The following is a 25,141-nucleotide window of genomic DNA, read 5'->3' on the forward strand; positions in this document are numbered from 1 at the left end:
GGAGATCCGAGGCCTCATCGCCAAGCTGTTGTTACGATCGCCCTGGCGCGCCGTTCGTCTTCGCATGGTCTGGCTGGCGACAACGTCACCAGTCCGGTGCCGCCAAGGCCCATTACCATGCGCATAAACCCACCTGTAGTACTAGTCTGACACCCTCTCAAGACCCGCGGCAGCTTTCCATCCGACGAAGCCGCGCTGAAGCTGCTCTATCTGGCGATCCAGCACGCCGGGTTACGCTGGAAACCCGCCATCGCCTGGCCTGAAGCCAGGCTGCAATTCCTGATTTTGTTCGTGGATCGTATCGCTGTGATCAAGCCACGGAGCTATTTATGGAGCTATTTATACAGATTATACAGACGTTCGGACACTCCCGGACGAACGGCGGATCGAGGCCCATATCCGCATCGCATTCCTGGCCTATTGCCTACAGGTCACCTTTGCAGCGCCGTCTGCATGCCCTGGCGCCAGGACTGACCGCGAGCAGCGCCCTGGAGACATTCACCGCCGTATAGCTGATCGATGTCCATCTGCCGACCACCGACGGACGCGAACTGCTGCTGACCCGCTACACCCCAGCCCGAGCAGGAACTCCAACTTCTGATCCGGCAACCCAAGCTCCAGTTGCCGCCCCAGCCACCCCCAAAATCGCCACCACCGCTGTCGCCTGCGCCACCTGATGTTGTGAAGACTTTTGCATCCAACTCGTTGATAAACAATGAGCAGCCCCCCTGAAAACCGCGAATCCGCGGAGACGGGCTAACGGCATCGATCATTGAGTTCGATACCGCCAGCGTGTCCGTCGTACCCGCAACCTCCCGAACAGGTCACGAACGTTTCGGACATCTCGTGCGCTACGTCAGGCGGACAAATCACGCGCTCCCGACAGAGTATGTGCACGATCTTGATTCGTGCCGCGCGTTCCGCTCTGTTACCGGTGTCTATCTACACCGAATTGTTTCCCTGGATGAGGGATTATCGCTGGCCACGAGTGTTCGCTGGTCACGGATCTGGTGGAACAGAGTCTCAGAGCCTGAAGCGCGATCGCCCTGGATGAAGGGCGAAACACGTGAATGACATTCTCGAATAAGACTTGCGGAGCATGACGGGGGTTAGCTTTGACCCCGTCGTGCCCCAGCTGGAGGCCAGTATGACTCTGCAACTCGCGATAATCCTGATCATGCTGGCGGCCTCGGTCGTCATGTTTGTCGTTAACCGTCCGCGCATGGATGCGGTCGCACTGCTGATGCTGGTCCTGATGCCGTTCACCGGCGTTGTGACGATGAACGAGGTGCTGGCTGGTTTTGCCGATTCATCCATCATCCTGATTGGCGCGCTCTTCGTTATCGGTGAGGGGCTGGTGCGGACCGGCGTGGCGCGGCGTCTGGGTGATTGGCTCGACGCCAAGGGCGGCGACAGCGAGATGCGGCTGGTCGTCCTGTTGATGGCCTCGGTTGGGGCGCTGGGATCGCTGATGAGCTCCACTGCCGTGGTCGCCATGTTCATCCCGGTGGTGCTGCGGATCGCCCAGAACCGCCGGATCCCGCCTGGTCAGTTGATGATGCCATTGAGCGTCGCCGCACTGATCAGCGGCATGCTGACTCTTGTGGCGACGGCACCGAACATGGTGGTGGACGCCGAACTGATCCGACAGGGCGCTGAGGGCTTCCGTTTTTTCAGCTTCGCCCCGTTTGGCGTTCCGGTGCTGGCCCTGGGCATCCTGTATATGCTGGCCGCGCGGCGCTTGCTGCGGGCTGACGCCGCTGCTGCGGACACCAGTGGCGGCCGGCCGACCTTGCGGGATTGGATCGAGCGTTACCATTTGGCCGGACGCGAGCAGCGGGTGCGAGTCCTGGCGCGCTCTCCGTTGGTGGGGATCGGTTTTGGCCAACTCAAAACCCTACCGCGAGGCATCAGCCTGCTGGCAATCGAACGCGGCGGCGCCCGCGCGGCCGAGATGTTGCGGCCGACGCCGGAGACTAGGTTCGCCGCAGGCGACGTTCTGCTGATGGATGTCCGGGTATCGGAGGCCGAGGCCGCCGCCCTCCGATCGAATTATGGCCTGGAGGCGATTCCGTTTGGAGGGCACAACGACTACCTCAGTGACCGTACCCAGCAGCTCGGCATGGTCGAGGTCATCCTGCCCTCGGAATCACCATTGATCGGCCAGACGATCCGGCAGGCGCGGGTGCGGTCGGAATTCCGAACGACGGTGATCGGCCTGCGCCAAGGCAACAAGGTGATCACGGACGACCTAGCGGAGCGACAGCTGAAGCTGGGGGACACGCTGTTGCTGACTGGCTTCTGGTCCGATATCCGCGCTCTGCGCGACGATTGGGATGATCTGGTCGTGCTGAACATGCCGGCGGATTTCGATGAGGTGCTGCCGGCCGCCAGCAAGGCGCCATTCGCGCTGGGGACGTTGGGGCTGGTTGTCGTGCTGATGGTCACGGGCATCTTGCCGAACGTGCAGGCGGCGCTGATCGGTTGTTTGCTGATGGGACTGTTCGGCTGCGTGGACTTCAACAGCGCTTACGGCTCCATCAGTTGGAAGACGCTGATCCTGATCATTGGCATGCTGCCATTCTCGCTCGCGCTACAACGCACCGGCGGGGTCGATCTGGCAGCGAACGCGGTGATCAATGCGGTGGGCGCGGCGTCCCCCCGCATCGTGCTGGCGACGCTGTTCGTCGTCACCGCTGGGCTGGGCCTGTTCATTTCGAACACGGCGACGGCGGTGCTGATGGCACCGGTCGGACTGGCGGTGGCGAAGGACCTGGGGCTGTCACCCTATCCGTTCGCCATGGTCATCGCGCTAGCCGCATCAACCGCGTTCATGACGCCGATTTCCTCACCGGTGAATACGCTAGTGGTCGGGCCCGGCCGTTACGTGTTCGCCGATTTCGTGAAGATCGGCGTGCCGTTTTCCATCGTCGTGGCGTTCGTCTGCGTGTTGTTGGTGCCTCTGTGGCTGCCGTTCCGTCCATAAGCGCCGGTAGGGTCACCCCGACGCGCTGTTATTGCTTCGGCGGATCCAAGCGTGACCCCTCGGCAGTGGTGCGCTGAGCCCGGCCATCTGGCCGTGACGAAAAAAAGCGAGCGGCGGGGTGGGAGCAATCAGGCGCTGCGGGCCCGGTGGAGGAGCCCGCCTGTCTCCCCGCCCATGCCGGAGATCAGCCGCCCAGGATAGTCCCGACTTCCAATCCCGCCTCGACGGCAGCGATCTTCTTGCCTCCGTCCCAGCGCAGGCGATGTACCTCCAGAAAACCACCCTGACCGTGGATGGTGACCCCGGATGCATCAACCTTCACCACCTGGCCGATCTTCTTGCCCCTGACCGAGCTGAAGGTGCGGGCGATCCGCTTGCGGCAGTCGAACAGGAACAACTTCTTGCCGTCCAATGTAGTCCAGGCTCCCGGCGCGGGGTTGCAGCCGCGAATCAGATTGAAGGTCAGGTCGACATGGCTTGCCCAGTGGATCCGGGATTCCGCATCTCGGATGATGCCTTCGTAGCCGGCGTTCGGTTCATATTGTGCGATGGCCGGCGCCGTCCCCCGCACTACTAGGTCCGCGACCTCCAGCAATCCGGCCACGCCCATCGGGAAAATTTTGCCGAAATATAGGCTGCCCAGCGTGTCCTCAGGCTCGATCGGCACGCGATAGGTTCGAATGACCGGGCCTTCGTCTAGCCCGTCGGTCGGACGGAAGATGCTGAAACCAGTTTCTTGCCGGCCTAGAATGATCGACCAGCTCATGGACGACGCCCCGCGATGCAACGGCAGCAGGCTGGGATGGAACTGGATCGTCCCGAACTTCGGGATGTCGCAGAAATCCTGAGGCACGAGCTGGGTGACATAGGCCATGACGCCAATATCCACGTTGGCGGCCCGCAAGGCATCTCGCGCCGCCAGATCAGTCAGCTTGGGGAACTGGTGCGTTGGCACGCCCGCCGCTTCCCCGGCTAGACGCAGCGGGTCCGGCCGCCCCTTTTCCGGGGCGCAGAACACAGCGGCCACAGTGTCGCCGCGCGCCAAAAACGCCTCAAGAGTGGCCTTGCCGAAATCCTGCTGGCCGATGATCGCGACGCGCATCCGTTCCCTCCGTTTCTTGCCACAACCAGCATGCGGGGTCGGCGGCCCGGCTGTCGAGAGGGCGGCCGACCCCGTTGCCCGCGGACAGGCGGCATGAGACGGTGTCGCCGGGGTGAGCGGGCCATGTCGGAGCCGGAATGGCGGCGTGCGCACCATGCCAATTGGGATAAGCGGGTGCCGCTGCACGCTGTCAGCACCCCGCGCTATGGGCGGATGGCGCTGCGGGCCGGGCGCGGAAACCTCGGCCCGATCGTCACCGAGATCCTGGGACCGCTGCAACGGCTGACGGTTTTGTACCTGCAATGTCATTTCGGCAAGGACGCTCTGACGTAGGAGCTCGACCTAACAGACCGGGCGCTTCGTCCCGTCGAACGTATATCAGGCGCCAGCCACGCTGAGGTCGGTGCGACGTTTTGATCGGGCCTCGTTTCTTGGGGCGCCCCGGATTGTGAACGCCGTATTCGACCGGGCACTGCGGATCGAGGACAAAGGCTCTGATCATGTCGACCCTGATGCTACGTTGGCCAACGTCCAGACCTATAAGTGGTTGCATCCGCTAGCCGATGTCATCGGCGCCCCCAACAGACTAACCTAATCCTGAATCGTTTCAGCGCACCCGACATCGTTGCATGGCAAATATGTGATTCCCTGGTCTGGGACAGAACGGCTTCCACCGCTGGTCGCACCGCCGTGGCTGCCGCTGTCTTTATTCGCTGTGGGCGCGGCGGCTGTCCCGCTGATCGTCGTCGCGGACCGAGGTGCGTAACCGGAATGCACGGGCGGAGCGGAAGTGGGTTGGGCAGCCTTCACATCGGCGCACGGTGCCGCTAACACGCGAGCCAACGCCAGGAGATCAGACCGCATGACCGCAGAACCAACCGTGATCGCCCGCCGCGATGGCCGGGTGGGCCGCATTCTGCTGAACCGCCCGCGTGCGCTGAACGCGCTGAATCTAGACATGATCCGAGCCTGCGATGTCATCTTGCGCCAGTGGCGGGACGACCCGCATGTTCATGCAGTGATCATTGAGGGCGCGGGTGAACGCGCCTTCTGCGCTGGCGGTGATATTATCGAGCTGCGGGAGGCCCAGATAAGTGGCAATCGCCCCGTCGCGGATGCCTTTTTTCAAGAGGAATACGCACTGAACCTGCTGATCGCGACCTATCCGAAGCCGTATATAGCGCTGATCGACGGCATATGTATGGGTGGCGGCATCGGCATGTCGGTGCACGGGGCGTATCGCGTCGCGACGGAGCACGCGAGCTTCGGCATGCCGGAGACTGCCATCGGCTTCTTTCCCGATATCGGCGCCACTTTCCTGCTGCCGCGCTTGCGCGGACATCTGGGCCTGTATCTGGGCCTAACCGGCCTGCGGCTGAGTGGCGCCGATGCCGTGCATGCTGGTTTGGCGACGCATTTCGTGCCGCACGCCAAGCTGGTCACCCTGTCGGCGGCGCTGGCTCAGGACGGGCCGAGCGTTCTGGCCGAACACTCCGAGGCACTGCCTCCCTTCTCGTTGGCGCCGCATTTAGCCGCGATCGAGCATTGTTTTACCGCCGACACTGTCCCAGGGATCGTCGCTCGGCTGGAACAGCAGGAAGACGATTGGGCCAAGAGGGCGCTAAAGGCGCTACGTACGGTCTCGCCCTCGGCACTGTTCTGGACATTGCAGGCGCTGCGCAATGGCGCCGACCTGACCTTGCCTGCGGCGCTGGACGCCGAATTCCAGCTAACCCGGACGACGATGGCCCATCCCGATTTTACCGAGGGCGTGCGGGCTATGGTCGTGGACAAGGACCGTAAGCCGGCCTGGAAGCCGGCACGGATCGAGGACGTAGATCCGGCGTCGATCGCTGGGCTGTTCACCGGTTGATGGCGTCCGCCAGTCTGCATGCGGATTGGGTGGGCCTTCGCCTGGAGCGGCGTAGTCGCCGGCATCGGCCGTTCCTTCAACGTTACGCTTACGGCCTGTCTCAGTCTCCGAAAGCGGCATGTCGTTCCCGATCGCCTGCGTTTGCGTACGCCATGACGAAGGACGCGTGGCCAGGTGATCCGTCGGAAGCGCGATCGCCGAAGGCTGATCATGAGACTGATGGCTGGTGGCATCAACCGCGCGTGCCCGTCGAGAAGGCGTGAGGGATGTTGGTACGGATCCGACCTGCCTGCCCCCGCGCCAAGCTTATGCGTGCTCGGTGTTCCGCGATATGCACATGTGGTCTACTGTGGCAACCATCGATTGCGAGGTTGTATGCCCGCCTTCATCTGCACGACCTGCGGCGCCCAATACTCGAACACGCAGCAGCCGCCAGACGGCTGCCTAATCTGCACGGACAGCCGTCAAAACGTTAATCCGGCCGGTCAAAGTTGGACGACGATGGATGCGTTGCGGAAGACGCATTTCAATGCATTCCGCCGCCTGGAACCTGGCCTGATAGGAATCGGCACTTTCCCCGCTTTCGCTATCGGTCAGCGTGCGCTGTTGCTGCGTACATCGGCCGGCAATGTGTTGTGGGACTGCATCAGCTTTCTGGACGACGCGACGATCACGCTGGTTACGGCGCTGGGGGGGCTGGCGGCCATTGCCTGTTCGCACCCCCATTTCATTGCCTCGGCGGTGGCTTGGAGCCACGCGTTCAAAAGCGTCCCGGTCTTTGTCCATGGTCGTGACCGCAAATACGTGCCGCGGCAGGACGCGGTGATCCGGTATTGGGTCGAGGACCAGGTGCCGCTGGCCGACGGGGTCACGCTGATTCGTTGCGGCGGGCATTTTCCTGGCAGTGCCGTGCTGCATTGGGCAGCGGGTGCGAGCGGTGCCGGCGCGCTGCTGACCGGGGACACGTTGCTGGTCCGGCCGGACAAGAAGGCCACCTTCATGCACAGCTATCCGAACCTGATACCGCTGGACCCCGGATCGGTGCGGCGCATCGCCGACAGGCTGGATCCATGGCCGTTCGAAGCAATTTATGGTGGTTGGTGGGAGCGAGTCATTCCGTCCAACGCCAAGAGAGCGCTGGCAGAGTCGGTGGCGCAATATCTCAACGCCATCGGAGGAATGCTGGCGGAGGATTGACGTCGCATACGCGAAAATCGATTCCCGCGACCGCCGCAGCGGCCGCGGGAACGAAACCATCAGCGAACCGACGTAGTGGCGTTACGATTCTGCGCCCAGGCTTCCTCGTTGCTACCCAGCGCGACCGGCCGGCTCTTGCCATAGCTGATCGTCGCGATTCGCGCGCCGGCGACGCCCTTTGCGCGCAGATAGGCGGCGGCCGAATCGGCCCGGCGCTGACCAAGCGCGAGGTTATATTCCTCGGTGCCGCGTTCGTCGGTGTTGCCGGCGACCTGGACGTTCACACTGGGATACTTCGCCAGCCAAGCGGCCTGCTTGTCGAGCGTATCCTTGGCATCCTGCCGTAAGTTGGAGCGGTCGAAGTCGAAGAAGACCCGATCGCCCACATTCGCGACCAGATCCTCCTGGCTGCCCGGCACGATGGTGGAGGCCGACGTTGCGGCGGAGGTATCGGTGGTGGGTTCGGGAGTCTTGGCGCAGGCTGCCAGCAGGGCAAGGCCGGCTACCGCGCCAAGGATCTTCATGCTGCTCATAGATCTACGTCCCTGTACTGTGATGCTCACAGGAGCACAGGCGAGCCTGTACGAACGGAAGCGGGCATCCGTTCCATCTCCGCGAGCGATTAACGCGCGCCTTGTGCTGCGGTCAAGGTCCAGCGCGCGGTCTGCGGGCCAAAGTCGCGAAACGTTCTGCGTAAATACGGCGAGCAATGTCCCGTTACGCACTCAGTCCTGCCCGAGGTCAACAGCGGGATCGGCGAAGCGGGAGAAGGCTCGTCCGGAACGCCGACGTGCTCGGTGTCCATCCCGCCCCATCAGGGTGAAAAGCCATTCGGCGTGAGCGGCGGTTCAGCCGCCGAGCGGTGACCAGGCGGGCGCCGACGCGTCGGTCGGTGTCGGCACCGGACGCTCATTGAAACCAGTGATATCGACCGTCACAAGCTGCTGACCGAACCCGCCGCCCCGCGCGTCGCGGGAGCGGGATTCACGATAGAACATCAGCACGCGGCCATTGGGCGCAAAGGTCGGTCCCTCGACGTCCCAACCCTCAGAGAGGATTCGTTCCCCTGACCCGTCGGGGCGCATGACGCCGATCGCGAAGTTCGATTCGCTGCTGCCGTAGCGAGTGAAGGCGATCAGGTCGCCGCGCGGCGACCAGACCGGCGTAGCGTAATTGCCCGCCCCGAAACTGATCCGCCGCGCCCCGCCGCCGCCGGCGCCCATCACATAGATCTGCTGATTGCCGCCGCGGTCCGAGGCGAAGACGATCTGGGAACCGTCCGGGCTGTAGCAAGGACTGACGTCGATCGCACCCGACTGGGTCAGCCGCCGCGAAGACCGGCTACCTAGGTCGACCGAGATGATATCGGAGCCGCCGGCCCCGTTGGTCAGCGCCATAATGACGCTGTTGCCGTCCGGGGCGAAGCGCGGGGCGAAGGTCATGCCGTTGAAATCGCCCAGCAGCGTCTGCCGTCCCGAGGATAGGTCGAACAAGTACACCCGCGGCTTGTTGTTGGCATAGCTCATGAAGGCGATAATATCCTTGGTCGGGTGGAAGCGCGGCGTCAGCGCCATCCACGACCCGTCGGTTAGCATCCGGTTGTTGGCACCGTCTTGATCCATGATTGCCAGCCGCTTGGTGCGTCGGTCGCGTGGACCGGTGGAGGAGATGTAGACGATGCGGGTATCGAAATAGCCCTTCTCTCCCAGCAGCCGTTCATAGATCACGTCGGCAATGATGTGGGCAATGCGGCGCCAGTTGGCCTCGGTGGTCGTGTAGGCGGTGCCCTGGATCTGCGTGCCGGGCAGGATATCCCATAGGCGGAACTCTACCTTTACTTGGCCGCCGCCGCCCGAGACGCCGCCGGTCACCAGCGCCTGCGCGCCGGTCACTTTCCAGTTCTGGAAGTTCGGGGTGGCCCCCGCCAGCGGGGCACCCTGGATGAAGGCAGCCTTGTCGATCAGGCGGAACAGGCCGCTATTGGCAAGGTCGTTGCGGATGACGCCGGCGATCTGCGTGCCCAGGTCGCTGCCGGGGAAGTCGGGGACGGCGATCGGGATCGGCGCCGACCGCGCGCGATTCACGTCGATAACGGCTGAAGGAGCCGACTGTGCCAATGCCTCCGACAGGACCGGCACCGGCGCAGTGCTGGCAAGCAGACCTGCCGCGCCCGTTGCCAGCAGATCGCGCCGCCGGACGTTCGGGTTCGGAATATGGATCATGCGTATTTCTTCCCTGTGCGAGGTGTGGCAGGCGCCGGTCCTGCTGCATGGCGGCGGCCCGGCATGGTCCGGTTCGCGTCATGGCGAGAACCGGAAGGTGAGCGTGTTAACCTTGCCGAGCTGATTGTTCGGCAAGGGCAGACTGGCGCACCGCACGTCCATCACCGCGCGGATCGCTCGTTCGGCGAAGGCCCGGAAGCGCGGATCGCTCATGCGGCCAATGTCGGGACCGGCGACCTCTGCGTGGCGGGCGACACCGGCGTTATCGGTCATCACCGTCAGCAGCACGCGCTGCTTATCAATATCCAGCGCGCCGGCGTCCTTGGTCCAGCACTCTCGCACATGGTCGCCGATCGCCGCCCGCTGGCCATCGGTCAGTGCGCCAGTAATGTCACCACCCGGCACACCACCTCCCCTGGGGGCGCCACCCGCCTGCGGGTTGTAGCGCGCCTTCGGCGGCGCCGACTGGGCAAGTTGCTGGCGCAGCCTGTCCAGCGTGTTCTCCAGCGCGGTACTGTTCGGAGCCGGATTCTTCGTAAGGTTCGGCTGCGATGTCGTCGATGGCGGGGTCGGCGGCGGCGGGGTCGGCGGCGGCGGGAGCGGCAGGGGCGGCTGCTCCTGCGGCGGCGTCGGGGTGGGCGGCTGCGGCTTCGCCGGCGGTGGCGGGGCCACCTGCGTGGACTCCGCCGACGGAGTGGGCGGCGGTGTGAAGATGGGCTTCGGCTGCGGTGGCGCGGGTTCCGACGGAGGCGGCGGCGGAGGCGGTGGAGGTGGCGGAGGTGGGGGGGGCGGTTCCGGCGGCTGCGGCTTCGGCGGTTCGGTGGTGGGCGGAGCGGGCGCCGCTGCCTCGGTCGACGGGGCGGCGACCTCGCCTGGGGTCTCGGCCTGCATTGCGCTCTTGGCGGAACCCTGGAACACCATAGCCACCTGGGTTTCCGGCAGGATTTCGTCCTTGATCTCTCGTGTCGGCAGGCCGATCAGAATCACGACGATGACCGCAATGTGCAGCGCGACGGAGACGCCAAGGCAGCGGCGCATTCCCGGGGTCATCCCACTGATGCGATCGGTGGTCCGTTCCGCTGCCTTGTAGACGCGCTGCAGCATAAAGACGACGACCTATCGGGTCTTGCCGGAAGCGGGTTTCGCGGCAGGGCGGGCGGCTTGCACTGGGACCGCTCCGCCGGCGGGCTGCTCCGCCAGCAGCGCGACCTTGGTGAAGCCGCCCTGGGTAATCGTGCCCATCACCTCCATGATCCGGCCGTATGCCAGGTCCTTATCGCCGCGGACGAAGATCCGGCGGTCAGGGTTGTTCTGGGCGATCGCCTGCAGCTTGGTCACTAGGTCGGTCAGGTCGGCGGCCTGGTCCTGCAGGAAGATAGTGCCGTCGGCCTTGATCGATACGGTCAGCGGTTCGCTGTCTGAATTCAGTGGTTGGGCCGAGGTCTTCGGCAGGTCCACCGCCACGCCGGACGTCATCAGCGGCGCCGTCACCATGAAAATGATCAGCAGCACCAGCATGACGTCGACTAGCGGGGTGACGTTGATCTCGGCCAGCGGCCGATAGCGGCCGCGCCGCCCCCGTTCGCCCTGATTCATCGCGAAGGCCATGGCCTAGGTGCGCTCTTCGCTCTGGCGTGAAAGGATGGCGCCGAACTCGCTGCCGAAATTCTCTATCCGGCCGGCGAAGCGGGCCAGCGAGGTGCTAATCTGGTTGTAGGCCAGCACCGCGGGGATGGCGGCCACCAAGCCGATCGCGGTGGCGAACAGCGCCTCGGCGATGCCGGGGGCGACGACCGCAAGGTTGGTGTTGTGCATAGCGGCGATGGCGGAGAAGGAGTGCATGATACCCCAGACTGTGCCGAACAGGCCGATGAATGGCGCGGTGGCGCCGACGCTGGCCAGAAACACCATCCAGCGCTCCAGCCGCTCCATCTCTCGCTGCACGGTCACGTTGATCGCGCGATCGATGCGATCGCGGACGGATGTGTGGGAGATGTCGGCGCCCGCCACTTTGAGGGAACGACGCCATTCGCCCATCGCGGCAGCGAATACGGATGCCATCGGATTGGACGGATTGACGCCCTCGCGGTCGAACAAGTCGTCTAGGCTGCCGCCGGACCAGAACCGGTCCTCAAACCCATCGGCTTCCTTATTGATCTTGCGTAGCGTCGTCCATTTCTCAAACACGATCGCCCAGACCCAGACGCTGGCGCACAGCAGGCCGACCATGATCAACTTAACGACGATATCCGCCTGCACGAACAGGCCCCAGAGCGACAGGTCGCCGCCAGCCGCCGCCAGGTTTGCCGCATCCACTGCCCGATCCACTGCCCTTTATCCCCCGTCAGGTATCCTCGTCATCGTCACGGCGCATCGAATCCAGCACGCCCCGCCACCGTGGCGGAATTCGGGCTGGCTTCTGTCCTCCGATTTGCACGCAGGCGAGCTTGATCCGCACCACGACGCGGATGCCGTCGGAGCCCCGCATCGTCTGGCGCAACGCCACCGTCGCGCCGCCCACGTCCGTCACTCGCGTTTCGATCACGAGCGTATCGTCGAGCCGCGCTGGGCGCATGTAGTCGATTTCCGCGCGATGCACCACGAACATAAGGTTATGATCGGTTACCAGCTTCGCATGGGGGATTCCCGCCTCTCGCAATGCTTCGGTACGGGCGCGTTCCGCGTAGCGCAGATAATTCGCGTGGTAGGCGACCCCGCCAGCATCGGTGTCCTCGTAATAGATGCGGATAACGTAATGGTACGTGGAGGGAGGATTAGGGTTCATTCATCCGGCTCCGGCGTTGAAGGGCGGATGGAGCGGCGAATCGCAGGCGGACATCACGAGGTGAACGGACGGCGGCCTGTCCTCTCAGGCATTGATCGACGGTGGTCGGCTTTTTCACGTTCATGCTTCGGACTCCAGCCCGTGCAGCAGCGGCAAGGCGGAGCAGGGCGGATTCAGTCCCAGATGCCGCCATGCCGGCTCGCCCAGCATGCGGCCGCGGCTGGTCCGAAGGATGAGGCCCTCCTGGATCAGGTAGGGTTCGACCACGTCCTCCAGCGTGTCGCGAGCCTCGGCTAGGGCCGCGGCCAAGGTGTCCACGCCAACCGGACCGCCGGCGTGTTGGTCGGCGATTCGGCGTAGATAGCGGCGGTCCATCGCGTCCAGGCCCAAACGGTCGACCTCCAGGCGGGTCAGGGCCGCATCGGCGACGGCGCGGTCCACCGGTATTTCGCCCTGCACCGCCGCGAAGTCACGCACCCGACGAAGCAGTCGGCCGGCGATGCGCGGCGTGCCACGCGAGCGGCGGGCGATCTCGGCGGCGCCTTCGTCGGTCAGGGCGAAACCCAATAGGTGCGCGCCGCGGGCGACGATCAGGCGCAGTTCCTCAGGCGTATAGAACACGAGGCGCAGCGGGATGCCGAACCGGTCGCGCAGCGGTGTCGCCAATAGCCCGGCCCGGGTGGTCGCGCCCACCAGGGTGAAAGGTGGCAGGCCAATGCGCACGCTACGCGCCGCCGGCCCCTCACCGATGATCAGGTCGAGCTGGAAGTCCTCCATCGCCGGATACAGGATCTCCTCGATCGCCGGCTGCAGGCGGTGGATCTCATCGATGAACAGTACGTCGCGCGGCTGCAGGTTGGTCAGGATGGCCGCCAGTGAGCCCGCCTTATCGATCACCGGTCCCGACGTGGCCCGGAAACCCACCCCCAGCTCATGGGCGACGATCTGCGCCAGCGTAGTTTTACCAAGGCCGGGCGGCCCGTGCAGCAGCACGTGGTCCAGCGGTTCATCACGAGCCTTGGCGGCAGCGATGAACACCGCCAAATTCTCGCGCGACGTCTTCTGGCCGGTGAACTCGGCCAGGGTCCGCGGCCGCAGCGGCGCGTCCGCCGGATCGTCTGGTAGCCGTTCGGTGGAGACTACGCGCTTTGGGTCGCTCATGTCCGCGTGGCTCCCGCTCGGCCCTTCATGTTATTCCCTTCGGCGCGAGGTCTTTCAGGCTGTCACGAATCAGCGCGTCCAGTGTGGCGGCGTCACCCAGCCGGGCATGAACGCGGGCGACAACAGACTGCGCCTCCGGCCGGCGATAACCCAGATTGGTCAAGGCCGACAACGCGTCCTCAGCGATGCCGGTCACGAGGGCCGGCGTGTGCGTGATCCCGGCGATGCCGTTGGGTATGGCGCCCGCCTTGTCCCGCAGTTCCGTGACCAGCCGGACCGCGAGCCTGGGACCGACCCCAGACGCCCTGGTCAGGCTGGCCTTGTCGGCGGCGGCGATCACGCCGACCAGTTCAGCCGGCGACAGAGCGGATAGGATCCCCAGCGCGACTTTGCCGCCGACGCCCTGCACGGTGGTCAACAGGCGGAACCAGTCGCGTTCGGCCGGGTCTAGGAAGCCATAAAGGATGATCGCATCCTCTCGCACATGGGTCTCCACCAGCAGCCTGATGGCAGCGGGCGGCGATGGGAGCGCTGCCAAGGTGCGGGAAGATGCCTGCACCAAGTAACCTACGCCGCCTACGTCGATGACGCACGCACCGTCGGACAACTGGTCGACGCGGCCGGTGAGCTGGGCAATCATGCCAGGCTGGAAACCCCGTTGCCCGCGAATCGGGCTTACAGCGCAATATACCCTGTCTTCCGCGAGAAGCCGTTCGCGTTTTTGTTCGCAGGCTGGCAGCCTCGGAAAACTGCACCCGATTGATCCGGATCAAAGTGACCAAGCGGCTCTGTGTCTATCGTTACCTTCGTCAGTGGAGGTGACGGAAAAAGACGATGACTCACGGTAGTATGCTGTATCTTCTTATGTGCGTAGCGACATTCGCCGCCTTCTCAGTGGTGCTGGCGTATAACTCATGGCAGCAGTCCAAGCTGGGGCCGGAAACGGTGCCCGCGCCAGAGCAACACCCTGAGACCACAGCGCAGTCCGTTCACGCCTGATTCCGAATAAGACACCAAGCTGGCCGCGGGCGGCCGGTCTCCCCACTGTGTCGCCCGCGTACTTTGTTTATCTGCTCTCCAAGACACCACGTTCCGCCCCCGCTGCCGGCCGCGGTGTCTTTTGACTTTGTGTGAAAGGGCCCTTGTCAAACGGCCCTTCAATGCAGCGGAAAGCCCATGGCATGCAGCGCCGCGACCATTTTGTCGCGGCCGCTCATGGCGGCAATTTTGCTCATCCGGTTGATCACTCGCTTCGTCCAGGTATCCGCTGTCATCTCATTACGGGCCGAGAAGGCCGCCATTAGATGGTCATATGCGGCTCGATGTTCGGGCTCTCCTGCCGTGTCGTAGATCTCATGGTGCAGCACGACAGCCTGCGGTAGGCGCGGCTTCACCTCATTCGCCGCAGTCGGTGCCGCGTAGCCGATGCACATCCCAAAGACGCCAAAAGCTCCCTGCGGTAGGCCGACTACCTTCGCGACCTGTTGCGGATGATTGCGTAACGCACCAATATAAACAGTCGATAGCCCAAGGGATTCTGCCGCCACCACGGCATTCTGAGCTGCTAGGGCCGCGTCGATCACGGCGACCAGAAAGGTCTCCTGATACGGCATCGTTTCCAGTTCCACCCTTTCCTGCGCGCCCAGGCGTTGGTTGCGGGAGACGTCGGCGACCCAGACCAGGAACAGCGGGCATTGTTCAATATGCTTCTGGTTGTTGGCCAGCTTCGCTAACTCCGCCTTCTTGGCCGGATCGGTCACCGCGATCACCGACCAAGTCTGGAGGTTGGAGCTGGTCGCGGCGGATTGCGCTGCAGCGATCAGAGTTTCCAGTGTCCCTTCAGGCAATAGATTCGGCCGGTAGCCACGAATCGAGCGGTGCGACAACAATAGCGCAATATGCTCATTCCAGGGACCGTGGGTCGGGGCTTGTTCCGCGCCATAGCGTAAGGCAAGAGCGTCCGCCGCTGATAGAGCGGCGTGGGGGGACATATTCATAGGATGTTCCTGTATATAGGACTTTGCGAGTCCACAGATCCGGCAACCAATTATTTCCTACCGCAATGTGCCGCTCGGGCCTCAGCGGCTGCGCCCGTTGCAAGAATTAAGAGGCAAGATGATCAACTACGGTACATCACCGGCACTGCCTGCATTGGGGCTGCCCATCGCTCCACCGGGATTAAACCGGCCGATGTTGCCGAGCAATTGCTGTAGGAATGATGCTTCGGTACCTGGTGATGGAGTTGTACGAGATACTACGCGCACTGGTAGGGCGTCCTCCTTGGTCTTTTCGTCGATCGACTTAAGCACACCGTTCTGATCGAATGTCATAACCACCACGTGCTGCGATAGGTCGCCAAGCGTCCGGCCAATGCGGGATTGTGTCATTTCGCTTATATAAATCCATGTGTTGTCATCAAAAGTAGCTCTCGCAGTTGGCGAGCCGGCAACCGCGGTCACGTCGGCCTTGGTCGAAACCCCGGGGGTCAACTCCTTCATTTGATCAGGATCGATCTTGTTCCCGCGCAGTTGGGGAGGGTTCATGAGCCAGCTACATCCTCCTAAAGTGAGACAAACAACGAGGGTCAGGTGGCGAATGGTTGGCCAGAAGGACATGGGCGGAGGTGGTTCTCGCGAATGGCTTGTTATAAGGATCGTCGGGCCGGCCAGTTGGAGGCGCCAGGACAACGTTCTATAGCTGTGCGTGTCACGGTCGGCCATGCCGTGTCAATCGGCGCAGCTTCTTCATGATCGAGGTGTCATTGGCGGGATTTCTTTCTCTCGGCCGCAGGGGCCTCTACGAGCGCACCGGCTTCGTTCTCTACGGAGCCGCAGTGGCGGCCGGACGCGACCCGTATCTTTATGCAGAGGTGGGGATACCTGACACACTCGACGGACGCTTCGATGCAATCTGTTTGCACGTGATCCTGGTAATCCGTCGGTTGAGCCGAGAGCCCGAGCCAGGCCCTTCATTAGCGCAGGCGGTGTTTGACGCCATGTTTTCGGACATGGATGTGAACTTGCGGGAAATGGGCGTTGGCGATATGGGTGTTGGAAGGCGTAATAGAGCGATGTGGGAAGCCTTACATGGCCGTGCCGCCGCATATCAGGCGGCATGGGAGAATGAAGAAAAGTTAATTATCGCTTTAACGCGGAACATTTGGCGCGGTACCGAGCCTCCAATGGGAGCGCCAGTTGCGTTGTATCGACTAACTAGAGCACAGGACGCGACGTTAAGTAAGCAAGATATGGCGTCACTCGAAGCTGGACGAATTAGCTTTCTGCCCGTCCGCTTGGCGATAGGTGGGGTTTATCAGCATGATAACGCCTGAACTGAGCCGGCCTGTCTTCTTGAATCAGATAGGGCCATCGGACTTGTTCTTTGGATCGGCGAACCATGCGGCCACCTCGGCGTGCTGAAGCGGCCGGTTGGCCTTTAGCGTGAAGAGCCATTTGCCGCCGCGCTGTTCGATCAGCCGGGCGGTTTCGCCCTGACAATGCAACGCATCGCCGGTGACCAGTATATCGGTCAGGTCGAACAGGCCCAAAAATGTGCGGGCCGCGGTGATCTCGCTTTCCTTGTCGCCGGCCGCCACTTGGCCGATCGTCACCCGAGTGCCAACGACGAACGCGGTGACGACGTGCAGGGCGGATCGCCCGGCCGCGCTCCTCGAAGGAGCGGCGCAGTGTCTTGCCGTCGATGGCAACAACCCGGGCGCCGTCCTCGCCCAGAGCGTCAAGGAAGCTCTGAAAGCAAGTCGCGAAGGCGGACGGATCAAGCAGCCGAAACACACGAGAGAATGTGTCGTGGCTTGGCTGGCCAGCGGGTCATTCCAGGAATTCGCGAAACAGCGCCTCGCGATCGCGCGCGAAGTCGGCGAAATCGACGCAACTCTCGGCGCCGGAGATCCAGGCGATCAGCTCGATGCTCAGGATATCGAGCAGCTTGTGCCGCTGCGCATTGCCGCTTCGCGGCTCTGGTACGTCGGCGAGGCTCGACCAGATGAATGCCATCGGAGGTCCTCCAGACAATAGGAGGACAGACAAGAATCCAGCTTTGCGAGCCGTGTCGAGGAAGAAAATTCCTTATGCGATTCGCCTGGCACCAAATGGCGCGGTATGCATTTCATTTAATTCGCGAAGACCAGCACCACTCTGCCGCCCAAGGGAGATTGTATGCAAGGATCGTTCAAACATGCATCATAAAAGCGGAGGATTTTGAGGTGAGCGTCGAGGAGGTCTTCCGCATTCGGTCTATCCCGAGCGGAGAAGAGACCAAGGTTGTCATCGATCCAGATGCGGATGACGACCTTCCTTATGAAAGGAATGTCATTGATCTAGGTGAAATTACTGCCGAACAGCTCGGATTGGCTATAAATCCGTAGCCGCGCATACCGGAAGCCGAGTTTTCCCCAGATGCTAGCGAACCGGCTACGAGTTCGGGTCCCTCTACCGTCCTGAAAACACGGCGCACATTGAGATCTGAATGCCAGTTGTCAGGACGTCAGATTTCCGAGGAACCGCTTTGCCGTAAAAGCAGCTAACGCGTCGGGGAGCGCTCCGTTCATGATTGCTGGAGCGAGGGCCAGTGCATGCGCTCCGGCAAGAGTGACGCCACTATGGCATGTAGCGGAAAAGGCGCCAGGGTAGCGTATCGATTGATCGTAGATTGGCAGCCCGTCCGGCGACATAACCCGCAATGCGGCCCAAGCCCGTGTGACCGATGCTTCGCGCAATGCCGGAAAGACCCTCATGTTGCGGTCTACGATGGTTCGCAGCGTCCTTACGCGGGTAGTAGTATCGAAACCAGCGTCCTCAATGCTGTCACCGAGCATGACAGTGCCCTCATCAGTCTGTCGAAGAGTGTGGGTAGGAAAGTCAAGGAGTTTGCGCAGGCGCTCGGTGATTACTATTTGACCCTGCTGCGGCACCACAGGCACCTTCAGTCCGACAGTGGGTGCAAGATTCCGGCTGCCAAGGCCCGCAGCGATCACGAGCTTCGGAGCAACATAAGAAACGCCCGCTGCATGGACGGTGAAATCCTGGACTGTCGCGTCAATGCGTTCCACGCTCTTACGTGGGTGATAGGCGGAGCCCAACGCTTGATGAAGTCCGCGCAGAAGATATGACGGGTTGGCATGGCCATCGATTGGGCAAAAAGATGCGCCGGTCACCTCGTCACCGAGACCGGAAACCATGGTTCTTAGTTCCTCACGATGGACCATTCGTGTGCCAATATCGCCGCTCTCCCTCTGCATGCGGCGCAGCATGTCGTCTCGATAGTAGAATTCTTCATCTGATAAGCAGAAAGCCAAACCGCCTGGCTGATGTAACGCTGGTTCAATTCCGACCGTCCCTTGGATGGCTGCAGCCAGTGCTGGCCAGCAGGCAGCAGAGCGGCGGGTCCAGAGCGCGTAAGGCGCCACGCCATCTCCTTTACTCTGAACCCAAACTAAGCCAAAATTTCCACGGGCGGCCCGGTAAGCATCGTCGCCTTCGTCCAACAGAATGACCGAGGCACCTAACGCATGCGCTCCCCACGATATGGCTGCACCAACCAAACCGCCACCGATGACAATCAGGTCGCATACGCGGAGCATAGGTGAGCCGGCCCTTTATTGAGAAGTATGAACTATCGCAGAGCGTGTAGTCGAGGTCGATGTTTAGTGTTGCAGTTGCGCTGAGATCCGATCCCCGAATTGATGCAGAATCGCGGTTCGGATATTGTGGTATCAGGTGTTGCATCGAGCCAGACGCAGGGCTGGCAGTGTTTATCGGCCGGTAGTGGCGTCAGGTGCTGCGTTTGGATGATTGATGTTATGTAGGACTTCTCGATCTTGCCGCTGGCTGGCATGGCAGCAACGAAAGCGAGATCTGGATACATAGCTTGCCAATTCGTCGTCATATTGCTGACACCACGCAATGCCTTTCTCTATATAATGTCTCGCTGGCGCGTTGATTTTGACGCTTATTAGCTACAGAATCAGCGTGCTGCGGCCGGGGCACTGGCGGGCGCCGGTCAATACTGATGCGGCGCTATCCGGCGGCAGAAATGCGGGCAGCGAAGTGGACAACGTGCGGATAGCGCCGCATCAGCGGCATGGCGAGCGCAGTTGATCTGCTTGACGTTGCTACTACTGGCGACGTTTTTCTTCATATCGGAATGATCGACAGCGACGGACTCCTGGCGCATAGGATAGAGCTGGCGCGGGATTTTTTGATATCAGATGACACCTTGTTCCCGTAATCGATTGATCTCGGTATCGGACAGACCAAGCTGACCCTGATAGACTTCCTCATTGTGCGCGCCTAGAGCGGGGCCGGCCCATTTTATCGATCCAGGCGTCGAAGATAGGCGCGGCACCAGGTTCGGCAGCACCAATTCGCCCGCCCTCGGGTCAATGACCCTGATCAAGTTGTTTCGCGCTGCATAGTGTGGATCCTCAAAAATTTCATCGATCGCGTATACGGGACCACACGGCACCTGGGCTTGCTCGCATAGCATCATCAACTCAGCCCGGTTCATCGTTGCGGTCCAAGCCCCAACCGTCTCGTCCACCAGCGCGCGGTTCGCCTCCCGAGCCGCCAGTGTCGCCCACTCGCAGGCAAGGTCGGGGCGGTCCATTGCCTCGGCGAGGCGCGCGAAGATCTTGTCATTGGTGCAAGCGATGGCCACCCAGCGCTCGTCTTTCGTCGGGTAGTGGCTGTGCGGCACAACGTTTACCGTGCCGGGTCCCATACGCTGCCGGACATAGCCCTTATAGGCGAACGCGGGTGCCAGCTCATCCAGGATACGAAAGATCGGCTCATACAGGCTTATATCGACGACTTGACCCTCCCCGGTCCTCTCTCTGGCTTGCAGGGCTAGCAATGTTCCCAACGCGCCGTATAGTCCAGCCATATAGTCCGGGATCGTCGCCGATCCCGGAGTCACCGGTGCCCGATCCGGGTAACCCGCCAGGAAGGATAGGCCACCGAATGCATTGCCGATCCGACCGAAACCGGGCCGATCCTTATAAGGACCAGTTTGTCCATAGCCCGTAATTCGTACCATGATCAGGCGCGGGTTCACCGCTGACAGCACGTCGAAGCCCAATCCCCATTTCTCTAGCGTACCAGTCTGGAAGTTTTCTATCAGCACATCCGCATCGGCTACCAGCCGCTTCAACAACGCCGCGCCGTCCGGCTTACGCAGATCAAGCGTGATACTGCGCTTGTTGCGCGCTTCCGACAGCCAAGGCAGTGAGTCCCCGCACTCCGTCATAGTACCAAAACGGCGTGTGGCATCGCCGACGCCAGGCAATTCCACTTTGATAACATCGGCACCGAACTCACCGAGCTGAGTCGCGCAGAACGGGCCGGCAAGGAAAGTGGCGATGTCCAGGACCCTACAGCCTTCTAACGCTTGCGTATCGATCATCGATGGTCTCCTTGCGCCAACACCCGCTTGGCCCGTTCGACGATCGGATAATCAATGAACTGGCCGTCGAGTTGGATCGATGCCAAACCTTGTGCCTCGGCGGCGTCGAAGGCCGCAACAATTCGCCGCGCCTTGTCGACTGCCTCCTGGTCTGGTGTAAAGGCAGCATTCGCGCCGGCGATCTGATCCGGATGAATGCACATCTTGCCTTGGAAACCCAATGCCGCGGCGTGGCGGGCGGATGCGATGAAGCCATCAGGATCACGCAAATCAGCCCAAATGGTATCCAGCGGTGGTTCCAATCGGGCGGCACGTGATTCCATCACGCAGGCCGATCGGAACGGCAATAGCTCGGCCTCTCCTCGCGTCCACACCATGCCCATGTCCAGGGTAAAATCACCTGCCCCGAAAGCCAGCCGGCGTACGCGCGTGCCGGAACGGCAGAGTCGCGCTAGTCGAGATAGACCCAAAGCCGTTTCAACAATAGGAATCAGATCCACGCTTCCCACAGGTAGTCCACGCTCCCGTTCCAGATTGGTAAGCAGCCAGTCTGTCATGCGGAGCTCATGTACCTGTTCGATCTTCGGCAGTATTATCCCGTCCAGGCCCGGCCGGACTATGGCTGCAATATCGCCGTGGCACCACTCGGTGGTCATACCATTGACCCGGACGTAGAGCTTGCCGGTCCGCGGCTTCGTCAACGCCTCTACCACGATCGAGCGGGTCGCCGTTTTTTCGCTGATGGCAACGGCATCTTCTAGATCCAGAATAACGCCGTCCGCTAGCAGGCTCAGCGCGTTCTCGACACGACGTTTATGGTTGCCGGGGGCGAACAGCAGGCTTCTCATTCGGCAGTCCTCCGCGCGTGATAATCGACGGCGCGCGGGATCGGCAGGCCCAGGTTCTCCCGCAACGTGGTGCCGCGATACTCCTTCTGGAACAGACCGCGCCGTTGCAGTTCCGGCACCAAAAGGCGCACCACATCTTCATAGGCTCCGGGCATATGGGTTGCGGCCAGAACGAAGCCGTCGCAGGCAGGCGCGGTGAACCACTCCTCCATCTGATCGGCAACGGATTTCGCAGTGCCGCAGAACACTTTGTGCTCTTTGATCGTCCCACGTCCAGACACCTCTACGAAGTCACGCACGGTGGGGTTCTTCTTGCCGGAGAACTGCACCACCCGCTCCCGGAATCCGTGCCAGGAAAAGCTGGCAAGCTCCTCATCGGTGAACGGCTCATCGTAGCCTTTACTGCCAAAATCGTAGTTCAGCACCTCGGAAATCAGAACCAGCGCATCAACGGGCCGAGCGGTAGCCTCGATGGCGGCGCGCTTCGCCTGTGCCGCGTCTTCGGATTCCCCGACGATAACATAACAAGCCGGCGCAACCGCGACGGAATTCGGGTCGCGTCCGTTGGCTGCCACCATGGCCTTGAATCGCTTGTAGTGCTGCTTGCCGGCTTCTAGATTGTGGTGGATTACGAACACCAGCTCCGCCCAGCGCGCCGCGAAGGCTTGACCGCGACCGGATTGACCGGCTTGAATCAGCAGCGGATGGCCCTGCTGTGAGCGCGGCACACTAAACGGCCCACGGGAGCGGAAATTCGCTCCGGCATGATCCAGCCGGTGCACCTTTGTGGGATCGGCGAAACGGCCGCTTTCCTTGTCCAGGACCAGTGCATCATCTTCCCACGTATTCCAGTGGCCCAGCACGACTTCCATGAACTCGTCCGCCCGATCGTAGCGGGAATCATGTTCCATGTGTGTGCCATGACCGAAATTCAATGCCTCGGCGCTATTGAGCGAGGTCACGATATTCCAGGCGACACGGCCTTTCAGCATCAAATCCATCGTTGCGAAGACGCGCGCCACATGAAACGGCTCGAAATAGGTGGTAGAGTAGGTTGTTCCCAACCCCAGCTTGGACGTCGCCATCCCCATTGTCATCAGGATCGTGGAAGGGTCCATCTTCACCGCGCGCACGCCACCCGCGATCATTTCATGATGGTTGCCGGTGTAAAGATCAGGCAACGCCAGCCGATCATCGAAGAAAGCAAGCTGGATCTTGCCGTCTTCCAAGGTTCGGGCGATCCGCTGATAGTATTCAGGCGTGAAAAAATCAAGCTGTGTCGACGGGTGCCGCCATGAACCCGGTAGGTTGGAGCAATTCTGCGCCTGAAGGAAGGCAACCAGGGTCATCATGCGATTCATCGAATTGTCTCTCTTTCAGATTGGAATCTCAAGATCCAGTAGCGGGGCATGCTGCTGGCAGCCATAGACATCGGTGTCACCGAACTCACCCGCAGGCACCAGGCGCGGCAAGGTCGCTTTGAAGGCAAAAGCGGCGTCATAAGGCGTGAACAGCACATATTCCTTGGGAACGTTATACAACCGGGCAAACAGCGCCGCGCCCAGCACGCCAGTTTCTTTTACGCGGTGGAACGTGTCGGCATCCTCGAACACCACATCGATTGTCAATTCGAATGGACCAGCATTTTTGCTTTTGCAGACCGTGGCAATGGATTTAAGCTGCGGCATATCACAGTATCTCATACTGAATAGGGAATGGTTCACATGGATCGTCCAGTTCCGCGACATGGTAGATGCTGAACCGGTAGACAGGACCAACTTCGATATCTGATGGGGAGAACGGAAAGGCCATGTTGCCTTCTCGACACAACCGGCCGGGGAAGTCGGTGTGCAACATGTTGGTCCGCACCATGGCCAGCACTGCGCTCGCCATTTCCTGACTTTGTCGCGACACTACTTCCAGTACGAATCCCAACTCATGCGGCAGGGCTGCGCGCAGTGGCTCCCGCTCTGCCATCACGCCGTCCCGGCCATAAACACGCAGACCCACCCTGTACGACTCAGGATCGGCGCCAAACGCCGCAGCCTTGATGGCCACCTCTGTGCGCACAGTCTCCAAAAAATCGTCGAGCCTCGCGATCAACAGCGGGTCGCGCGTGCCACAGAGGCAGATGGAGCGGTAGCCGGCCATTTCCACCCCTTCCAGCTTTACCGTATACCGATCTGCCGCCGTCCACCGCATCCCGGAAATCCGCACCGCTCGATCTGTTACCGCCTCGAACCGGCAATCCGATGTGTCCAGCATACCACCCGGCTCGATGTGGTGGATTGGGCTACTATTCTCGTGCAGGGAATGATTGGCGATCGACAGCGGGGTGCAGCGACGGGCTGGGTTCAACGGCTCGCATTCCACATGATCCTCTCGCACCGTCACGAACAGGCAATCATGGCCTTTCGGGATTGAGGGGGTGGCGCCGCATTCCAGCATCTTTCCAGCGTACCAGGCTGGGGCCGGCGGCAATTGCGCGCGGGTCGCGGCTGCCGCCCAACTGGCCGGATCGCTTGCCCGACCTGCCAGCACTATCTGTGCGCCATTGTCCAGCGCGGCAATGAACGGTTCCGGCCCCATCATGCCGACGATGCGCTCCGCCCGATCGACCGTGGCATCGGTCAGCACCGGTTGATGCGCCAGCGGGGAAACCCTTCCGGCGGCGATACGGCGCTTAACGGAGCTTTTGTCCTGCTCCGCCTGGATCAGCGCCATCTTGAAGTGCAAACCATCCTCCCGCGCAATCTGCCGCGCCATATCCGCGACCATCGCCAGATGCGGCGCGCCACCGGCCCCGCCGCTGGTACCGATCACCACCGGCACGCCCGCGCGAATCGCGGCGTTCAGCATCAGGCGTAGATCGCGGCGGATGGCGATGGGAGAGCAGAATGGCTTGCCCGACCCCAAATAATGTGGGCCGGGATCGACGCTGCCACCATCCACGCCGATGACATGGGGCTGACGATGCATGCCAGCGTTCAGCGAGGCTTCCGGGAAGCCGTATCCCAGGATCGCGCTGGTGGACAGCAGGCGGATCTCTTTTTGCGGTGTCGCCATAAGCACTCCCTCCTGCCTTGCAGATGCACCGTTCCGCGCGTTCCGGCAAGCGAAGGCGATCCTGGTCAGGCCGCGCCGGACGCGGTAAGCCGGATCCCGTCCGCATCACCGGGCGCGCATGCGGCGTTCCGGGGGACAATGAAGATGGCGCTCTACGAGTTGCGGACCTACACGTTATATATGTGGGTAAGAGGGCGGAAGCGGTGAAGCTGTATCAGGAGTTCGGCTACCCGGCGCTGCAGAAGGGTGGACAGGACAAGAAGCTGATCGGATATTTCCAAAGCGACACCGGCATGATCAACCAACTTGTGCATCTGTGGAAGTTCGATGACGACGCGGACAGGCGCGCGCATTGGACTGGTGTCTTCTCCAACGGCGATTTCGTAGACGGGTTCGCCGCCAAATTCCGGCCGCTGGTGATGTCGCAGGAAGTAAAGCTGCTGCATGCTGCCCCCTGGGGACCGCATCTGTAACGGCCACCC

Annotated in this window: 24 protein-coding genes and 2 pseudogenes; 8 read left to right on the forward strand and 18 right to left on the reverse strand. The window is 61.9% G+C overall.

Annotation, left to right across the window (positions count from 1 at the left end; genetic code table 11):
• Positions 1–376: 376 nt before the first annotated feature.
• Positions 377–645, forward strand: a pseudogene (locus VHC04_RS21015) (IS1634 family transposase); the annotation flags it as partial.
• A gap of 502 nt (positions 646–1,147) precedes the next feature.
• Complete coding sequence (locus VHC04_RS21020; RefSeq protein WP_325684700.1) at positions 1,148–2,986, forward strand: SLC13 family permease; 1,839 nt, start codon at positions 1,148–1,150, stop codon at positions 2,984–2,986.
• 184 nt (positions 2,987–3,170) lie between these two features.
• On the opposite strand, the gene VHC04_RS21025 is transcribed toward VHC04_RS21020, so the two are convergent.
• Positions 3,171–4,088: a methionyl-tRNA formyltransferase gene (locus tag VHC04_RS21025; RefSeq protein WP_325684701.1), complete on the reverse strand. Its 918-nt coding sequence runs from the start codon at positions 4,086–4,088 to the stop codon at positions 3,171–3,173.
• 123 nt (positions 4,089–4,211) lie between these two features.
• On the opposite strand from VHC04_RS21025, the gene VHC04_RS21030 reads away from it, so the two are divergent.
• The 3 genes from VHC04_RS21030 (at position 4,212) to VHC04_RS21040 (ending at position 7,158) form a co-directional block, all read left to right on the forward strand.
• Positions 4,212–4,421: a hypothetical protein gene (locus VHC04_RS21030; protein ID WP_325684702.1), complete on the forward strand. Its 210-nt coding sequence runs from the start codon at positions 4,212–4,214 to the stop codon at positions 4,419–4,421.
• Positions 4,422–4,950: 529 nt separating this feature from the next.
• Positions 4,951–5,961, forward strand: coding sequence for an enoyl-CoA hydratase/isomerase family protein (locus VHC04_RS21035; protein ID WP_325684703.1), 1,011 nt, complete (start codon positions 4,951–4,953; stop codon positions 5,959–5,961).
• Positions 5,962–6,171: 210 nt separating this feature from the next.
• Positions 6,172–7,158: an MBL fold metallo-hydrolase gene (locus VHC04_RS21040; protein ID WP_325684704.1), complete on the forward strand. Its 987-nt coding sequence runs from the start codon at positions 6,172–6,174 to the stop codon at positions 7,156–7,158.
• Between the two features lie 59 nt (positions 7,159–7,217).
• Here the strand turns inward: VHC04_RS21040 and pal are convergent, their stop codons facing one another.
• From pal to VHC04_RS21090, 10 genes are all read right to left on the reverse strand, one after another.
• Entirely contained in the window at positions 7,218–7,691 is a 474-nt protein-coding gene (gene pal, locus VHC04_RS21045; protein ID WP_325684705.1) for a peptidoglycan-associated lipoprotein Pal, read from the reverse strand.
• Between the two features lie 315 nt (positions 7,692–8,006).
• Entirely contained in the window at positions 8,007–9,380 is a 1,374-nt protein-coding gene (tolB, locus tag VHC04_RS21050) for a Tol-Pal system beta propeller repeat protein TolB (protein ID WP_325684706.1), read from the reverse strand.
• Between the two features lie 78 nt (positions 9,381–9,458).
• A complete protein-coding gene (locus tag VHC04_RS21055; protein ID WP_325684707.1) occupies positions 9,459–10,484 on the reverse strand; it encodes a hypothetical protein in 1,026 nt (341 codons plus the stop codon).
• A gap of 12 nt (positions 10,485–10,496) precedes the next feature.
• On the reverse strand, positions 10,497–10,988 hold the full coding sequence (gene tolR / locus VHC04_RS21060; protein ID WP_325684708.1) for a protein TolR: 492 nt from the start codon (positions 10,986–10,988) through the stop codon (positions 10,497–10,499).
• A gap of 3 nt (positions 10,989–10,991) precedes the next feature.
• Positions 10,992–11,708 (reverse strand): protein TolQ, encoded by a 717-nt coding sequence (gene tolQ, locus VHC04_RS21065; protein ID WP_325684709.1) that lies wholly within the window; start codon positions 11,706–11,708, stop codon positions 10,992–10,994.
• Positions 11,709–11,724: 16 nt separating this feature from the next.
• Positions 11,725–12,165 carry a tol-pal system-associated acyl-CoA thioesterase gene (gene ybgC, locus VHC04_RS21070; protein WP_325684710.1) on the reverse strand — a complete coding sequence of 147 codons (441 nt, stop codon included), beginning with the start codon at positions 12,163–12,165 and terminating at the stop codon, positions 11,725–11,727.
• A 120-nt stretch (positions 12,166–12,285) separates the two neighbouring features.
• Positions 12,286–13,326, reverse strand: a complete 1,041-nt coding sequence (gene ruvB, locus VHC04_RS21075; protein WP_325684711.1) for a Holliday junction branch migration DNA helicase RuvB — start codon at positions 13,324–13,326, stop codon at positions 12,286–12,288.
• Between the two features lie 25 nt (positions 13,327–13,351).
• Positions 13,352–13,966: a Holliday junction branch migration protein RuvA gene (gene ruvA / locus VHC04_RS21080; protein ID WP_325684712.1), complete on the reverse strand. Its 615-nt coding sequence runs from the start codon at positions 13,964–13,966 to the stop codon at positions 13,352–13,354.
• Between the two features lie 517 nt (positions 13,967–14,483).
• Positions 14,484–15,323, reverse strand: coding sequence for an NADPH-dependent oxidoreductase (locus tag VHC04_RS21085; RefSeq protein ID WP_325684713.1), 840 nt, complete (start codon positions 15,321–15,323; stop codon positions 14,484–14,486).
• A gap of 126 nt (positions 15,324–15,449) precedes the next feature.
• Positions 15,450–15,869, reverse strand: a complete 420-nt coding sequence (locus tag VHC04_RS21090) for an outer membrane protein assembly factor BamE (RefSeq protein ID WP_325684714.1) — start codon at positions 15,867–15,869, stop codon at positions 15,450–15,452.
• A 203-nt stretch (positions 15,870–16,072) separates the two neighbouring features.
• Here VHC04_RS21090 and VHC04_RS21095 point away from each other — a divergent pair, with 203 nt between their 5' ends.
• Entirely contained in the window at positions 16,073–16,657 is a 585-nt protein-coding gene (locus VHC04_RS21095) for a ubiquinol-cytochrome C chaperone family protein (RefSeq protein WP_325684715.1), read from the forward strand.
• A gap of 48 nt (positions 16,658–16,705) precedes the next feature.
• Here the strand turns inward: VHC04_RS21095 and VHC04_RS21100 are convergent.
• Positions 16,706–17,339, reverse strand: a pseudogene (locus VHC04_RS21100) (ISAs1 family transposase); the annotation flags it as partial.
• Positions 17,340–17,413: 74 nt separating this feature from the next.
• Here VHC04_RS21100 and VHC04_RS21105 point away from each other — a divergent pair.
• Positions 17,414–17,710, forward strand: a complete 297-nt coding sequence (locus tag VHC04_RS21105; protein ID WP_325684716.1) for a hypothetical protein — start codon at positions 17,414–17,416, stop codon at positions 17,708–17,710.
• 111 nt (positions 17,711–17,821) lie between these two features.
• On the opposite strand, the gene VHC04_RS21110 is transcribed toward VHC04_RS21105, so the two are convergent.
• The 6 genes from VHC04_RS21110 to VHC04_RS21135 form a co-directional block, all read right to left on the reverse strand.
• Positions 17,822–18,925, reverse strand: a complete 1,104-nt coding sequence (locus VHC04_RS21110) for an NAD(P)/FAD-dependent oxidoreductase (RefSeq protein ID WP_325684717.1) — start codon at positions 18,923–18,925, stop codon at positions 17,822–17,824.
• A gap of 623 nt (positions 18,926–19,548) precedes the next feature.
• A complete protein-coding gene (locus VHC04_RS21115) occupies positions 19,549–20,745 on the reverse strand; it encodes a CaiB/BaiF CoA transferase family protein (RefSeq protein ID WP_325684718.1) in 1,197 nt (398 codons plus the stop codon).
• Positions 20,742–21,593: an HpcH/HpaI aldolase/citrate lyase family protein gene (locus VHC04_RS21120; RefSeq protein ID WP_325684719.1), complete on the reverse strand. Its 852-nt coding sequence runs from the start codon at positions 21,591–21,593 to the stop codon at positions 20,742–20,744. Before VHC04_RS21120 ends, VHC04_RS21115 begins: the two co-directional genes overlap by 4 nt.
• Positions 21,590–22,942 carry an LLM class flavin-dependent oxidoreductase gene (locus VHC04_RS21125; RefSeq protein ID WP_325684720.1) on the reverse strand — a complete coding sequence of 451 codons (1,353 nt, stop codon included), beginning with the start codon at positions 22,940–22,942 and terminating at the stop codon, positions 21,590–21,592. Before VHC04_RS21125 ends, VHC04_RS21120 begins: the two co-directional genes overlap by 4 nt.
• A 27-nt stretch (positions 22,943–22,969) precedes the next feature.
• Positions 22,970–23,281 (reverse strand): DUF4387 domain-containing protein, encoded by a 312-nt coding sequence (locus tag VHC04_RS21130; protein WP_325684721.1) that lies wholly within the window; start codon positions 23,279–23,281, stop codon positions 22,970–22,972.
• Position 23,282: 1 nt separating this feature from the next.
• Entirely contained in the window at positions 23,283–24,659 is a 1,377-nt protein-coding gene (locus tag VHC04_RS21135) for an acyclic terpene utilization AtuA family protein (RefSeq protein ID WP_325684722.1), read from the reverse strand.
• 23 nt (positions 24,660–24,682) lie between these two features.
• On the opposite strand from VHC04_RS21135, the gene VHC04_RS21140 reads away from it, so the two are divergent.
• Complete coding sequence (locus VHC04_RS21140) at positions 24,683–25,132, forward strand: NIPSNAP family protein (protein WP_325684874.1); 450 nt, start codon at positions 24,683–24,685, stop codon at positions 25,130–25,132.
• Positions 25,133–25,141: the final 9 nt, after the last annotated feature.

It is taken from the genome of Rhodopila sp., from assembly GCF_035548095.1.
Lineage (GTDB): Bacteria > Pseudomonadota > Alphaproteobacteria > Acetobacterales > Acetobacteraceae > Rhodopila.

Coding starts and splice junctions, on each gene's coding strand:
- tolR (WP_325684708.1), bottom strand. CDS start 10,988: ATGGCCTTCGCGATGAATCAGGGCGAACGGGGGCGGCGCGGCCGCTAT.
- VHC04_RS21135 (WP_325684722.1), bottom strand. CDS start 24,659: ATGGCGACACCGCAAAAAGAGATCCGCCTGCTGTCCACCAGCGCGATC.
- VHC04_RS21040 (WP_325684704.1), top strand. CDS start 6,172: ATGAGACTGATGGCTGGTGGCATCAACCGCGCGTGCCCGTCGAGAAGG.
- VHC04_RS21020 (WP_325684700.1), top strand. CDS start 1,148: ATGACTCTGCAACTCGCGATAATCCTGATCATGCTGGCGGCCTCGGTC.
- VHC04_RS21125 (WP_325684720.1), bottom strand. CDS start 22,942: ATGACCCTGGTTGCCTTCCTTCAGGCGCAGAATTGCTCCAACCTACCG.
- VHC04_RS21140 (WP_325684874.1), top strand. CDS start 24,683: ATGCACCGTTCCGCGCGTTCCGGCAAGCGAAGGCGATCCTGGTCAGGC.
- VHC04_RS21035 (WP_325684703.1), top strand. CDS start 4,951: ATGACCGCAGAACCAACCGTGATCGCCCGCCGCGATGGCCGGGTGGGC.
- VHC04_RS21025 (WP_325684701.1), bottom strand. CDS start 4,088: ATGCGCGTCGCGATCATCGGCCAGCAGGATTTCGGCAAGGCCACTCTT.
- tolB (WP_325684706.1), bottom strand. CDS start 9,380: ATGATCCATATTCCGAACCCGAACGTCCGGCGGCGCGATCTGCTGGCA.
- VHC04_RS21130 (WP_325684721.1), bottom strand. CDS start 23,281: ATGCCGCAGCTTAAATCCATTGCCACGGTCTGCAAAAGCAAAAATGCT.
- VHC04_RS21115 (WP_325684718.1), bottom strand. CDS start 20,745: ATGATCGATACGCAAGCGTTAGAAGGCTGTAGGGTCCTGGACATCGCC.
- VHC04_RS21105 (WP_325684716.1), top strand. CDS start 17,414: ATGCGATTCGCCTGGCACCAAATGGCGCGGTATGCATTTCATTTAATT.
- ruvB (WP_325684711.1), bottom strand. CDS start 13,326: ATGAGCGACCCAAAGCGCGTAGTCTCCACCGAACGGCTACCAGACGAT.
- ruvA (WP_325684712.1), bottom strand. CDS start 13,966: ATGATTGCCCAGCTCACCGGCCGCGTCGACCAGTTGTCCGACGGTGCG.
- ybgC (WP_325684710.1), bottom strand. CDS start 12,165: ATGAACCCTAATCCTCCCTCCACGTACCATTACGTTATCCGCATCTAT.
- VHC04_RS21120 (WP_325684719.1), bottom strand. CDS start 21,593: ATGAGAAGCCTGCTGTTCGCCCCCGGCAACCATAAACGTCGTGTCGAG.
- VHC04_RS21055 (WP_325684707.1), bottom strand. CDS start 10,484: ATGCTGCAGCGCGTCTACAAGGCAGCGGAACGGACCACCGATCGCATC.
- VHC04_RS21095 (WP_325684715.1), top strand. CDS start 16,073: ATGATCGAGGTGTCATTGGCGGGATTTCTTTCTCTCGGCCGCAGGGGC.
- VHC04_RS21085 (WP_325684713.1), bottom strand. CDS start 15,323: ATGAATATGTCCCCCCACGCCGCTCTATCAGCGGCGGACGCTCTTGCC.
- VHC04_RS21110 (WP_325684717.1), bottom strand. CDS start 18,925: ATGCTCCGCGTATGCGACCTGATTGTCATCGGTGGCGGTTTGGTTGGT.
- pal (WP_325684705.1), bottom strand. CDS start 7,691: ATGAGCAGCATGAAGATCCTTGGCGCGGTAGCCGGCCTTGCCCTGCTG.
- VHC04_RS21030 (WP_325684702.1), top strand. CDS start 4,212: ATGTCGGAGCCGGAATGGCGGCGTGCGCACCATGCCAATTGGGATAAG.
- VHC04_RS21090 (WP_325684714.1), bottom strand. CDS start 15,869: ATGAACCCTCCCCAACTGCGCGGGAACAAGATCGATCCTGATCAAATG.